This window comes from Streptomyces sp. NPDC003247 (assembly GCF_042888135.1).
Lineage (GTDB): Bacteria > Actinomycetota > Actinomycetes > Streptomycetales > Streptomycetaceae > Streptomyces.
In genome coordinates, this window is sequence record NZ_JBIAPF010000028.1 from 19,762 (window position 1) to 32,475 (window position 12,714).

At 70.2% G+C, this 12,714-nt stretch carries 9 protein-coding genes; 3 read left to right on the top strand and 6 right to left on the bottom strand.

The features are described from left to right. Window positions 1-168: 168 nt before the first annotated feature. Genes ACFYWQ_RS43190 through ACFYWQ_RS43210 form a run of 5 tightly spaced genes read right to left on the bottom strand, consistent with a single transcriptional unit; the run spans window position 169 to window position 6,868 of the window. A complete protein-coding gene (locus ACFYWQ_RS43190; RefSeq protein ID WP_389526249.1) occupies window positions 169-2,139 on the bottom strand; it encodes a right-handed parallel beta-helix repeat-containing protein in 1,971 nt (656 codons plus the stop codon). Window positions 2,140-2,186: 47 nt separating this feature from the next. Then, complete coding sequence (locus ACFYWQ_RS43195) at window positions 2,187-3,617, bottom strand: Gfo/Idh/MocA family protein (RefSeq protein ID WP_389526251.1); 1,431 nt, start codon at window positions 3,615-3,617, stop codon at window positions 2,187-2,189. 40 nt (window positions 3,618-3,657) lie between these two features. Continuing rightward, window positions 3,658-4,983, bottom strand: coding sequence for an ABC transporter substrate-binding protein (locus ACFYWQ_RS43200; protein ID WP_389526254.1), 1,326 nt, complete (start codon window positions 4,981-4,983; stop codon window positions 3,658-3,660). Window positions 4,984-5,016: 33 nt separating this feature from the next. Then, the gene (locus tag ACFYWQ_RS43205; RefSeq protein ID WP_389526257.1) at window positions 5,017-5,934 is read right to left on the bottom strand and encodes a carbohydrate ABC transporter permease; all 918 of its coding nucleotides are present in this window, start codon (window positions 5,932-5,934) and stop codon (window positions 5,017-5,019) included. Further along, complete coding sequence (locus tag ACFYWQ_RS43210) at window positions 5,924-6,868, bottom strand: carbohydrate ABC transporter permease (RefSeq protein WP_389526260.1); 945 nt, start codon at window positions 6,866-6,868, stop codon at window positions 5,924-5,926. Before ACFYWQ_RS43210 ends, ACFYWQ_RS43205 begins: the two co-directional genes overlap by 11 nt. A 754-nt stretch (window positions 6,869-7,622) precedes the next feature. On the opposite strand from ACFYWQ_RS43210, the gene ACFYWQ_RS43215 reads away from it, so the two are divergent. The 3 genes from ACFYWQ_RS43215 to ACFYWQ_RS43225 all read left to right on the top strand — a co-directional run bounded on the left by ACFYWQ_RS43215 (window position 7,623) and on the right by ACFYWQ_RS43225 (window position 11,044). Beyond that, window positions 7,623-8,660 (top strand): LacI family DNA-binding transcriptional regulator, encoded by a 1,038-nt coding sequence (locus ACFYWQ_RS43215; RefSeq protein WP_389526262.1) that lies wholly within the window; start codon window positions 7,623-7,625, stop codon window positions 8,658-8,660. 675 nt (window positions 8,661-9,335) lie between these two features. After that, entirely contained in the window at window positions 9,336-10,460 is a 1,125-nt protein-coding gene (locus ACFYWQ_RS43220; protein ID WP_389526265.1) for an LLM class flavin-dependent oxidoreductase, read from the top strand. Continuing rightward, complete coding sequence (locus ACFYWQ_RS43225; RefSeq protein ID WP_389526268.1) at window positions 10,457-11,044, top strand: NADPH-dependent FMN reductase; 588 nt, start codon at window positions 10,457-10,459, stop codon at window positions 11,042-11,044. The genes ACFYWQ_RS43220 and ACFYWQ_RS43225 overlap by 4 nt, the downstream gene beginning before the upstream one ends. 173 nt (window positions 11,045-11,217) lie before the next feature. Here ACFYWQ_RS43225 and ACFYWQ_RS43230 read toward each other — a convergent pair whose 3' ends face one another. After that, entirely contained in the window at window positions 11,218-12,495 is a 1,278-nt protein-coding gene (locus ACFYWQ_RS43230) for a hypothetical protein (RefSeq protein ID WP_389526271.1), read from the bottom strand. Window positions 12,496-12,714 lie beyond the last annotated feature (219 nt).

Sequence of the window (12,714 nt, forward strand, 5' to 3'; positions counted from 1 at the left end):
GGGGGCCGCGGGGGGGCCCCGGGGGGGGGGGGGCGGGGCCCCCCCCCCCGGGGGGGGCGGGGCGGGGCGGGGCGGGGGGGGGGGGGGGGGGGGGGGGGGGGCGGCCCCCCCCCCCCCCCACCACACGCGGCGCTTCGAGGTGAGCGGGTCCGAGGCGGCGGTGGGTCGTTACGAGGCCGGTCCCACGGTGGGTGGCGTGGTCAGGTGAGAGCCGAAGAAGTCGACGCCGAGGGGCAGTTGGCTGGTGCCGGCGATACCGGTCGCGTCGAACCCGGCCGCGATCGTGGGCAGGTCCACGGGGATGCCTGCCGAGACCAGCGGTGAACTGCTGGACACGGGGGCCGCGTTCGTGATGTCGTCGGCCGGATTCCCGCCCAGCTGGGGATCGTCGGTGATGCCGTGGGCATCCGCGTCCGGTGCGACGACCTGCGGGCCGTAGTACGCGTTGTTGCCGAAGCGGACACCGGGGTGTTCCGTCCGGAACTCGGCCGCGGCGACGTCTGTGCGCGCGTTGACGAACACGTTGTTCAGGACGTGGTGCGGGTTCTTGGCGGTCAGGTACGTCCCGGCACTGCCCGAGGACTCGAAGAACCCGACGGTGTTGTCCTTCAGCGGCTGTCGCGTGTTGTACATGAGGTTGTTGTAGATGACGTTCACGCCGCTGTCGCCGTGCGGGTTGACGTAGTTCCTGTCGACGTCCTGGATGATGTTGTAGCGCACCACCGCCGTGCCGAAGCCGAAGCCGCACAGCAGGATGCCCTCACCGGAGTCGTGCACGTAGTTGCGCTGGACCAGGATGTTCGTCGCGCCGCGGTCCGGATCGATGCCGTTGGAGTCGGCGGCGTTGACGCGCGTCTCCAGTTCGGCCACCTCGTTGTTCTGGACGACGACGTTGTCCGAGTAGTACATCTCGATGCCCGATACCCCCGCGCCGTCGATCAGGTTGTTCTCGACGGTCGCGCGCTGGACGCTCGTCAGGTAGAGCGCGTCCCAGCCGTACTGGGTGTCCCGGTTGGTCAGGTAGTTCCCCGAGATCTCGATGTCGTGGTGGGGTCGCCAGTCCGGGTCCTCGGTGACGGTGCCGTCGGTCGCGGCCTTGCCCGCCGCGCGGTCGCCCCAGCCGGGTTCGACGTCCTTGTAGCGGTTCGTGCCCATGCCGGAGAACTGCTTGAAGACGACGTTCGCGAAAGCGGTGTTCGCGATGACGTTGTCCCGCACCGTGATGTCGGAGAGCTGCGAGACCGTGTGCGCGTCACCCTTGAGTCCTTCGAAGAGGATGCCGCCGGTGCGCTTCGAGCGGTCGAGGCCACTGTTGCCGATGGACCACATGACACCTCCGACGTCGTGGATGAAGACGTCGTGGATGGAGTAGCCCGTGAGCGTCCCGGCGTTCTCCGCCTGCACGTGGATGCCGCGCAGGTCGCCGGTCTTCGGGTTCTCCTCACCGGGCAGCTTGCCTTCGTTCGCGCCGGGTTCGAACGTCGAGGCGTCGAAGCCGTCGGTCACGTTGCTGATCTCGATGTTCGAGACGTCCCAGTGTGACTGGTTGGTCAGCTGCAGCACGTCGTTGACGACACCGCGGCCGTTGAGCTCGGGGGCGGCGCCTCGGCCGTAGCTCGACAGGACGATGGGCCTGCCGGCCGCACCGGATCCCTTCGGCGCGAGGAGTGCGGTCGGGTCGGGGCCGACGACGTCCGTCGGCTCGCCGTCCGTCCACCGGGTGTAGTCGTAGGCCTCCTTGGCGACCTCGTCGCCCTCGGCCGACCACGAGCTGCCCGCCTTGAGCAGGATCCGGTCACCGGGACGGAACTTCTTGGCGTTGACGTGCGCGAACGTCTTCCACGTGGTCGCCGGCGATCTGCCGTTGGCGGCATCGTTCCCGCCGGCGGAGTCCACGTAGTACGTGGAGCCCCGGCGGCTCGTCGGAGCCGCGCCCTTCTCGACGGGAAGAGCGCCGTTCTCGACGATCTCCCGGCCTTCGGCCTCGAGGGCGCCCTTGTCGGTGTATCCGGAGAAGGAGGCCGGTTCCGGTGTCTTCGGCGGTGTCTGCGCCGATGCCGCGGGCCCTGCGGCGATGACCATCGCCACACCGGCGGCCGCTAGGAGAAGGCGCGTCGTCCAGCGCCTCGGTCTCGTCATGACTGCTGTTCCTCTCTTTTCGCCGGCGGCCTGCGGGAGAGTCGGCCTCATCGCCGGTCCAGGCCCAGATCGGTGATGCGCACGGGGTGCCCGGTGCGCAGGCTGTGGTTCACGGCGATGCCGACGGCGACGCTGTGCAGCCCATCGCGGTAGGCGGCCTGCCGATGCAGCGGATCCGTGCCGGGGCCGCGGAAGACGTCGGCGAGGAGGAGTCTGTCGCCTCCGCCGTGGCCACCGTCGTGCTCCACGACGGCGATCTCCCGGGCGACGTCCCAGTGCCGCTGCACGACGAGGCGGTTGCCGTTCGCACGCGCACCGCTCCCGGCGCCCTGGGTGCCGGGAGCGACGCTGGGGTCGACCGCGGGGCGCGGTGAGCCGGTCTGCGGCACCTCGGCCGGGTCCTCGGCGCGCCAGGCCAGGAGGTCCGTGGCCGCACCGGAGGCGACGTGGGCCCGCTCCACCACATCGAGTTCGGCACGGCCGCGCGTTCCGTTGACACTGACGCGGTAGCCCTCCCAGGGGCTGTGCGCGGTCAGCGCGTAGGTCATGGCGGCGCCGCCGCGGTAGCCGACGAGGACGTTGAGGGTGTCCTCGATGTCGATGCCCTCGTCGAAGACGTCCCGGTCACGCAGGTATCCGTCCTCCGCCTCCGCGTCCAGGTAGAGGCCGCGCAGGTGGTCGTCGCCGGACATGTCGAATCCGTAGGGGTCGTCGGCCGCGGCGTGGCGGCCGAGGGCGGGGCGTGTTCCGCGGGGGCGTCCGGCCCCGCGCTCGCCGTAGAACCGCAGGCCGCCCAGCGCGTGGACCGTCTCGGGCACGTCGTCCAGCCACCAGTTGACCAGGTCGAAGTGGTGGGTGGCCTTGTGCACGGCGAGGCCGCCGGAGGCGTCCTTGTTCCGGTGCCAACGGCGGAAGTAGTCGGCTCCGTGCACCGTGTCCAGGAGCCACTCGAAGTGCACGGACAGCACGGTGCCGATGGTGCCGTCGGCGATGATCTGCTTGAGGGCCGCGTTACGCGGTGAATAGCGGTAGTTGAAGGTGACGGTCAGGCGGGCGTCGGAAGCCCTCGCCGCCTCCTCGATACGGCGCAGCCCCTCCGCGTCCGTGGTCAGGGGCTTCTCACAGACGACGTCGACGCCGGCGCGCAGGGCCGTGCACACCGCGTCGGCATGGGTGTGGTCGGGTGAGCAGACGATCAGGACGTCCACGCGTTCCTCGCGGAGCATCGCCTCCAGTTGTTCGGGGCGGTAGTGGGCGGGCGTCCTGCCCGCGAGGCGGGCCCGGGCGGTGTAGTGGGCCATGCGCCGGTCGTTGGGGTCGCACCAGGCGACGGGCTCGGCCAGGTCGGGGAAGTCGTCCAGCATCGCGTCGACGTACATCGAGGCGCGGTGGCCGGTGCCGTGGACGGCGTAGCGGCGCGGGGCGGGGTCGGTCGTGGGGTGGGCGGGGGTGGCAGGTGCCGACGAGAGGGAACCCATCAGTGTGCGTGACTCCAGTCAGGGATGCGGCCGAGCGTGCTCAGCCGGCTGAATAGATCTTGTCCGAGACCTCTTCGAGGAAGGCCTTCGCCGCGGATTCGGCGTCGCTGCGGCCGAACATGACCTCTTGGCCGTAGCGGGTCAGGACGGTTTCGATGTCGCTGGCGCCGGTGGGGGCGACCGCCGGTGCGGAGCCGACGGGCCCCTTCTCGACGGACTCGACGAACGCTGCCGCGCCGCGGTCCTCGGGGGTCAGGGACTCTCGGATCTCGGAACGCAGGGCCGAAACCGCCGGGAGGCCCCGCTCGACGCCGAGGATCTTCGCCGCCTCCCGGTCGCCGGTCAGGAAGTTCACCAGCAGGGCGGACTCCGCCGGATGCTGGGTCTGGGCCGAGATCGACCAGTACTGCGACGACTTGACGAACTGGCTGTCAGGGGCCGCGTCCGGGTCGGCGGGCGGGTCGACCAGGGTGAACGTGTCGCCGCCGCTCGCCGCGGCGTACGCGGACAACTGGTTGGCGAAGATCACCGACATCGCCGCCTTGCCGGTCGACAGCGGCGACTGGTCCAGGGGCAGCGCGGCCGCGTCGGCGAGCTGGGACCGGCTCAGCGTGGCCTTGGCCTCGATGAGCCGGTCGGTCGCGTTCCAGAACGCCGTCAGCGTCTCGGGCTCGAGCACGATGTGCCCGTCCTTGCTGAACAGGTGGTCACCGCGTTGCCGGGCGAAGAGGTCGAGCGCCGCCGAGCCGGTCAGCGGCAGGGTTCCGGCGACCTTTCCGCCGGAGGCCTGAGTCACCTCGGCGGCGAAGTCCTCGTACTCCTTCCACGTCCATGTCTTCGTGTCGGGCAGCGTGAGCCCGAGCCTGTCGAGGACCGTGGTGTTCACGGCGAGGCCGACGACGGTGACCGTGCTCGGGATGCCGTAGAGCGATCCCTTGTAGCGGCCGGTGTCGAGCACCTCGCGGGACAGCCGGTCCCGGTCGATGAACTTGGACCGGCCCAGGTCCAGCAGCGCCCCGCGGTCCGCGTACGACGACAGGTACAGCCCGTCCATCTGGATCACGTCGGGCGGGCTGCCGGCGGCGCTCATGGTGGCCAGCCGGTCCCAGTAGCCCGTCCAGTCGGAGAACTCCATGTCGACATGGATGCCGGGGTGCTTCTGCTCGAAGAGGTGGACGGCGGCGGCCGTCTTCTTCTGGCGTTCCTCGGCGCCCCACCAGTCCAGGCGGATGGTGACGGACTCCTTGCTGAGCCGGTCGGCACCGGTCTCCTTGCCCACCGCGCAGCCGGTCAGGGACACGGCGGTGAGGGCCGCGGCGAGAAGGAGCGTTGCGGACCTGCGGCGGGTGCCGCGCTTGAGCAGCATGTCATTCCTTTCGTGCGGAGGAGTGGGCGTCGCTCACTTGCCGCCGGTCGTGGCGATGCCCCGGATGAGGTAGCGCTGGCCGAAGGTGAAGGCCAGCAGCACGGGGACGAGGGACAGGGTGCTCATCGCGAACAGTGATCCGTAGGACGAGTCCGCCTGGGCGTCGATGAAGGACCGCAGGGCCACCGGGACGGTGTACTTGCCGGGGTCGGTCAGGAAGATGAGCTGGGAGAAGAAGTCGCTCCACGTCCAGATGAACGTGAAGATCGCCGTGGTGGCGAGGGCGGGGGCCATGAGCGGGAGGATGATGCGCAGGAAGATCCGGGGGTGGCCGGCGCCGTCGAGGCGGGCGGCCTCGTCCAGCTCGCGCGGCAGTCCGCGGATGAACTGCACCATCAGGAAGATGAAGAACCCGTCCGTGGCGAGGAATTTGGGCACGATCAGCGGCAGGAACGTGTTGATCCAGCCGAGTTGGGCGAAGAGCACGTACTGCGGCACGATCAGCACGTGGATCGGCAGCATGATCGTGATCAGCATGACGGCGAACGCGGTCCTCTTGAACCGGAAGCTCAGGCGCGCGAAGGCGTAGGCGGTCATCGAGCAGCCGATCAGGTTGCCGATCACGGCACCGAGCACGACGATCGCCGAGTTGATCAGGTAGGTGCTGAAGGGGTGGGCGAGGGCGCTCCAGCCCTCGGTGTAGTTCTCGGCGGCGAAGGTGTCCAGGAAGATCCCGGAGTGGGTGAAGATCTTGCCGTCCGGCCGCAGGGAGCTGACCACCATCCACAGGACGGGGTACAGGGCGACGACCACCATCGCGGTGAAGACGGCGTGCCGGACGATCCGTGACAGGCGCGGGCGCGGGCGGGACCGCGCGGGGACGGCTGGGGGAGGCACCGTGTACGGGCGCGTCGGCTTGGCGGACTCGGCGGCTAGCTGGTCAGTCGTCATAGAACACCCAGTACTTGGAGGCCCAGAAGTTGATGGCGGTGAAGGCGGCCACGATGATCAGCAGCAGCCAGGCGAGCGCGGAGGCGTAGCCCATCCGGAAGGAGCCGAAGCCCTCCTGGTAGAGGTAGAGCGTGTAGAAGAGCGTGGAGTCGGTGGGGCCGCCCGTGCCGCCGGAGACGACGAAGGCCTGGGTGAAGGACTGGAAGGCGCCGATGATGCCGAGCACCAGGTTGAAGAAGATCATCGGTGTGAGCAGCGGCAGCGTGATGGACTGGAACTGCCGCCGGACACCGGCCCCGTCGGTGGCGGCGGCCTCGTAGTACTCGCGCGGGATCTGCCGCAACCCCGCCAGGAAGATCACCATGGGTGAGCCGAAGGTCCACACGTGCAGCAGGATCACGGTGCCCAGCGCGGTGTCCGGGTCGCCGACCCAACTGCGCGAGGCGACGCCGAAGATCCCGAGCACGTCGTTGACCAGGCCCTCGTCACCGAAGATGGTCCGCCACAGCACCGCGATCGCCACGCTGCCGCCCAGCAGGCTGGGCAGGTAGAGGGCCGAACGGTAGAACGCGAGGCCGCGCATTCCGCGGTCGAGCAGCAACGCCAGACCGAGCGCGACGGCGAGCTGGAGGGGCACCCCGAGGACCACGTAGGTGAAGGTGACCTTCAGGGACTGGTGCAGCCGGGCGTCGTGCACCATGTGCACCACGTTGTCCAGGCCCGTGAAGTGCGCGGGCTGAAGCAGGTTGTAGTCCGTGAAGGACAGGTACAGCGAGACCAGCATCGGGCCGAGGGTGAGGCCCAACAGGCCCACGAGCCACGGCAGAAGGAAGATGAGCGCCGCCTTGTTGTCCCGCTCGTCCGCGCGGGAGCCGGATCGGGCGGTGCCTTGCGTACGTGGAGAGGTGACGCGTCGCAGTTCGGCGATACTCATCGGCTGTCCCCCGTCGCGGCCACGGCTTGACGCGGTGGGGTGGAGCGCGGCCACGGGGCGTGCGCACGCCCGGCGGGCGGGGGTGGCGCACTCTGTGCAGCGGGGCCTTTCACGGCTCTGGTCCCTTCGGATGGGCAGGCTCGTCCGGCTGACGGACTGCGGATGGGTGGGGCATGCGTCGGTGTGACGGCCCGGGCCGGCTTCCCGATGCCGGCTGGTGTCCTGGTGCGGCTGTGGTCGTGACAGGAGCCCCTTGAGGGGGCTCGCTCCTCATGGGCGACGGCGGCTTCGTCGCTGAGCAGAGGTGAGCGGACGGTGCCTGCGGCAGGCCCGGTGAGATCCGTGAGACGCCACGGGCCGCCGGCACCGCAAGGGAGTACGCGGGCGCACCGCGCGAGGGCGCCGCACGGGCCGACCCCTGCACGCGGCACCGCGTTCGACTGATCCTCCCTCCCGTGAGTGAACGGTCACTCTGATTCGTTGGGAGACCGTAGGCTCGACCGAGTACCGCGTCAACACCCCTAGCAAGAAAGGCTTTCGTTGAATTGGGTGTCACAGCCCGGTGTCGAGTGAACGATCACCTGTCAGCTTCTGCGCACGGCAGCCGAGCGGCCACGGTGACCGATGCCCCGGAGCCGGACGACAGCCGCAGCTCTTGGTAGCCTCAGGCTGTGGCGACCGCGCCCTGCGCCCGTACGCGCGCGGGTGAACGGCCGCCCAGCAGATCCCGCGGCGGCTGAGGAGGGGGGCACGTATGACGAGCGAAGCGCCGACGCGACGGCCGACGATCAGGGACGTCGCACGCCTGGCGGGGGTGTCCCACCAGACCGTCTCGCGCTATCTTCGCGCCGACACCTCGATCAACGACGCCATGCGCGAGAGCATCCGGCAGGCCATCGCACAGCTGGAGTACCGCCCCAACCTCGCCGCCCGCGCCATGCGAAACCGCAAGACCGGCCGCCTGGCGCTGCTCATGCCCTCCGGTACCGCGATCAGCTCGCTGGAGATGCTCGCGGGCGCCACCAGCGCCGCCCGCGACGCCGGGTACTCCGTGGAGGTCGTGATCCTCGGCGCCCCCATGGAGTCACACGGGCAGCGCGTGCTCGAACTGGCCGACTACGGTGTCTTCGAAGGCATCCTCTCCCTCACTCCCCTGCCCAGGCTCCCCCACCGGGCGACCTCGGGCGGCACCGTCATCGTCGTCTCCCCCGACTACGACGACCAGATGCGCAGCATCGGGGAACTGGCCGACGCCACCACGGCGGGCGAGATCATCGAGCGCCTGGCCGAACAGGGGCACCGGAGGTTCCTGCACCTGGCCGGCGACTACTCCCACACATCGGCCCGGGCCCGCAAACAGGTCTACCTGGAGACCGTGCAACGCCTGGGCCTCGAGTCCCACGGAGTGATCGACTGCGACTGGCTGGCCGCGCGCGCCCGCCGGGCGATACTCGAACTCCCCGCCGACAGCGGTGTCACGGCCGTGATCGCCGCCAATGACCTGCTGGCGACCGGGGCCCTGCGGGGCGCCCTGAAGCGCGGGTGGCGGGTGCCGCACGACCTCAGCATCACCGGGTGGGACAACAATCCCCTGGGCGCGGAGATGATGCCGACACTGACCACGGTCGCCGTCGACCACGAGCGGCTGGGCAGGCGCGCCGTGCAGCGTCTCCTCGCCGCCCTGAACGGCGCCCCGGCACCCGAGGACCGCTCCCTGCTCACACGAGTCGTCTGGCGCGAGTCGACGGCTCCGCCGGGTGGGGTCGGCTGCCGGGACGAACAGACTCCGTGAGCCCTTCGGATCCGGGCGGCCGGTCGACGCCCCGTGGGCGGAGAGCGCCGCGGCCGGAGCATTTCGAAGGTGCGCCCGGACAGGCCGGTCCGGGCGAGGTTGAGGTTGGGCGCGTACACCGCGTCGAAGCCGCGGCGGCGGGCCTCCGACGCCTGGGCCGCTGCCACCGAGCGCACGACCTGAGGGTCCCAGGTGGCACCGAGTGCGATGCCGCTGGGCAGCAGCAGCGAGGTTTCGCGTTCGTCGAACGCCGGGCTGACCAGGCCGAGGGGCCCGTCGACGAGCTGGAGGGAACGCAGCCCGAGGCGCGGCTCGGCGAGCGTGCTCCAGCCGGTCGCGCCGGCGGTGAGGGCGGCGGTGCCGGCCGGGCTCAGGCGCTGCGCGTCGCCGGCCGTGGCGAGCGGTGTGGGCCCCGCGGAGGACCGGGTCATTCCGGCCTCCCCGTGGTGGTTCCGGTCTGCCGAACGGCAGGGGGGATGACGTGCTGCATGGTGACCCCTCGGCATGTCGTGGTGGGGGGCGGGAACACCCCGGCCAATAAACAGAAGAATGATTCTGTTTTGAACCTACGCCACCCTCTCGTGAATGGCCAATCCCTCCCACCGCTTGACGGAGCGAAGCGGCACATCCTATTTTCAAAATCACAATTCTAATTCCTCTTCGGGGATGTCGTCCGTGCGCTTCTCTGTCTTTCTCGTCGGCCGCTCCATGGGTCCCGCCGACGACTCCTACGTCATCGAGACCCTCACCGAGCACGCACTGGAGGCCGACCGGCTCGGCTACGACGCGGTCTTCCTGCCCGACCACCACTTCACCGGCTACGCGCCGATGTCCAGCGACCCGTTCCTGTTCACCGCCCACCTGGCCGCGCGGACGAAGAACGTGCACTACGGCTTCTCCATCACCACCCTCCCCCTGCACCACCCGGTCCGGTTCGCCGAGCGCGTCAACCTCCTCGACCATCTGACCAAGGGCAAGCTCCTGGTGGGCATCGGCTCCGGCACCACCCCGGAGGAGACCATCGGCTTCGGCGTGAACTTCCAGGACTCCAAGGACCTGATGGACGCTCAGGTGGCGCTCGTCCAGCGCCTGTGGGCGAAGAAGCCCGACGACGACCCCATCGTCTTCGAGCACGGCCCCTACAAGGGCGCCGTCGTCCAGCGCATCGTCCCCGCGCCGTACAGCGACCGCCACCGCCTGATGAGCGTCGCCCTGCGCGAGGCCAGCACCGCCCGTGCCGCGACGTACGGCTGGCCCGCGTTCATCCCGGCCTTCATCCCGCCCATCCCCGCAGGCGGTGAACCTTCCGCCGCCTTCCAGAAGTACCTGGACGCCTACCGCGAGGCGATGTCCTCGTCCGGCCACCCGCAGTCCGTGACCGACGACTGCATGTCCTGGACCACGCACTCCTACCAGTGCGTCCACGTCGCCGAGACCGACGAGCAGGCGCGCGAGGAACTGGAGGTGATCCTCGCCGGGTACCAGGAGGCCATCGACCGCGAGTACTCCTACAACAAGCGCGCCGAGGAGATCAGCGGCGTCGACCTGACGTCCGCTCAGGCTCCGAACGCGCTCAGCGAGGAGTGGATCCGCACCTGGCGCCTGTACGGCAGCCCCGACACGGTCGCGAACCAGCTGCTCCACTACGAGCGGCTGGGCGTCGGAAACGTCCTCCTGGGCTTCACCAACGGCCCCTTCACCCCGGAGCGGTACGCCCTCACCCGCTCCTCCATGGACCTCTTCGCCCGCGAGGTCATGCCCCGCTTCCCCAGCGCGGCACCGGCGGGGGACGCGCGATGAGCCACCTGGTCGTCGGCATCGGCGGCACCACCCGGCCCGGCTCCAGCAGCGAACTCGCCGTCCGTACCGCCTTGGCCGCCGCAGAGCGGCGCGGCGCCCGCACGGTCCACTTCGGCGGCGACTTCCTCGCCTCCCTCCCCCACTACGCCCCCGAACGCCTCGAGCGCACCCCTCTCCAGGAACGGCTGGTGGAGACGGTACGGCGGGCCGACGGCCTGGTGATCGGCTCCCCCGGCTACCACGGAGGCATCTCGGGCCTGGTGAAGAACGCCCTCGACCTCCTCGAGGACCTGCGCGACGACTCCCGCGTCCACTTCGACGGGCGGGCCGTCGGGCTGGTGGTCACGGCCGCCGGCTGGCAGGCGTGCGGCACCACCCTCACGGCACTGCGCAACGTCGTCCACGCCATGCGCGGCTGGCCCACCCCGCTCGGCATCACCCGCAACTCCGGCCAGGGTCCGCTGTTCGCCCCGGACGGAACCTGCGCCACCCCCGCAGCCGCGGCCCGGCTGGACCTGCTCGGCCAGCAGGTCCAGGAGTTCGCCGAACGCTTCACCCCGGTGCCGGCCGCTCACGCCGCCTGACACACCGCGACAACCGGGTACGGACACCAGCAGACGCCCGCCCCCCACCGGCCGAGAGCGCTGGCGCGGGCGCCTGTGCCTGCGTCAGCGCCGTGCGGCAGGCGGCAGGCGGCAGGCGGCAGGCGGCAGGCGCGGCCTACCGCTCACTCAGGCGCCGTCCGCGTCCGGCTCCGTCATCGCAGGTGCTGCCCGAGCACCGCCTTCGCCCCGTCAAGACGATCGCGGAGGTGAGCGACGGCCTTCTGCGGTTCGCCGCGCCGCACCAGGCGTTCGGCGAATGTGATGGCACCGTCCACCGTTCCGGAACGAAGGAGTTCCTCGTCGGATCTGGCGAACTCGGCCGGCTCCGCTTCGGCATCCACGGCACGGCCGCTCAACCTCCTGATCTCGGCCCTCATGAACGTCTGTTCCCGGTGGTCGCCACCGTGGCGGGTGAAGTGGTCGTCGAACCAGGTGAGGGCGTCGTCGGCCCGCCCGGCATCGACCAGGATGCGGCAGAGCAGGTGGACGAGCCAGTCGCAGTCGCCGCCGGCTGTCTCCGCGGCCGTGCGCAGCACGTCGACCGCCTCGTCGTGGCGGCCGTGACGTGCGAGGAGTTCGGCGAGGCCGAAGGCGGCATGGGGATTCCCGGTCCCGGCGGATTGCCCGAGCAGGGCAACCGCTTCCGGAATCCGGTCCTGCTCTTCCAGCAACTGAGCCAGGGCGGCCAGGGCGTACTCCTCGCCGCCGTCGGCCGGGAACGCCCGCAGCTCGGCCTCCCGTCCGTGGCGGCCCAGGAGACGGGTGAGCTGCTCTGCGTGGTCCGCGTACACGACACCGTCGACGCAGATGTGCCCGCCCAGCAGGTGGATCGCCTCGTCGATCCGGCCTTGGAGTTCCAGGAACCTGGCATGCAGAGGGACCGTGTCTGCGGCGTCCGAGCTACAGGACTCGAACGGGTCCGTCGGGCCGGTTCCGATATCGGGGAGCAGTGCAGCGATTTCGGCGTCGCGGCCGTGGCCCGCGGCGAGCTCCACCAGTTCCTCGGCGAGCATGAGGTCTGCGGCCTGCGGGCCGAGCAGGGCGAGGACCTGGTCGAGGTGGTTCTGCCGAGCCAGCAGACGTGCCAGGTCGCGCTGGGCGTACCGGTGCCCCGTGTCGGCCAGCGGACGCAGCAGCACGATGGCCTCGTCGTGCCGCTCCCACTCGGCGAGCAGCCCGGCGACGGTGTCGACGGCAGGCCACCAGCCGGTGGCCGCGAACGGCTCCAGCAATGCCAGCGCCGTCGCCTGTCCGTCCGGGCCGGACTCGGAAGCGGTCTCGGCGAGCCGACGGGCGCAGAACCAGTCACCGTGGGTGGCCGCCTGGCGCAGGACGTCGTGATGGCCATGCTCATGAAGGAGTGCGGCGACGGTGGGCGGTATCCAGCCGTCGTACGTCCGATGGCGGTGCTCGAGGTCGGCTCTGTCCATGGTCGCGAACCCTAACTTGCGCCCCAGGCGAGGGTGAGTTCGGCGCTCTTCTCGTGCTCTTCGTCGAACAGGGCAGGCAGACCCTTGGGACGTCCCAGTGCGCGTTGAATGATGTCCAGACCGCGATGTAACGCCTGCTACATTCTTGATCGTGACGAATGAGGAGCAGGCTTTCCGGTGGCTGATCCTGGTGATCAAGCTGCCCGCCGACCCGTCCCG

What these genes read in the sequence shown, in the direction of transcription:
- ACFYWQ_RS43190 (WP_389526249.1), bottom strand. Translation starts at nt 2,139, where the DNA reads ATGACGAGACCGAGGCGCTGGACGACGCGCCTTCTCCTAGCGGCCGCC.
- ACFYWQ_RS43195 (WP_389526251.1), bottom strand. Translation starts at nt 3,617, where the DNA reads ATGGGTTCCCTCTCGTCGGCACCTGCCACCCCCGCCCACCCCACGACC.
- ACFYWQ_RS43200 (WP_389526254.1), bottom strand. Translation starts at nt 4,983, where the DNA reads ATGCTGCTCAAGCGCGGCACCCGCCGCAGGTCCGCAACGCTCCTTCTC.
- ACFYWQ_RS43205 (WP_389526257.1), bottom strand. Translation starts at nt 5,934, where the DNA reads ATGACGACTGACCAGCTAGCCGCCGAGTCCGCCAAGCCGACGCGCCCG.
- ACFYWQ_RS43210 (WP_389526260.1), bottom strand. Translation starts at nt 6,868, where the DNA reads ATGAGTATCGCCGAACTGCGACGCGTCACCTCTCCACGTACGCAAGGC.
- ACFYWQ_RS43215 (WP_389526262.1), top strand. Translation starts at nt 7,623, where the DNA reads ATGACGAGCGAAGCGCCGACGCGACGGCCGACGATCAGGGACGTCGCA.
- ACFYWQ_RS43225 (WP_389526268.1), top strand. Translation starts at nt 10,457, where the DNA reads ATGAGCCACCTGGTCGTCGGCATCGGCGGCACCACCCGGCCCGGCTCC.
- ACFYWQ_RS43230 (WP_389526271.1), bottom strand. Translation starts at nt 12,495, where the DNA reads ATGGACAGAGCCGACCTCGAGCACCGCCATCGGACGTACGACGGCTGG.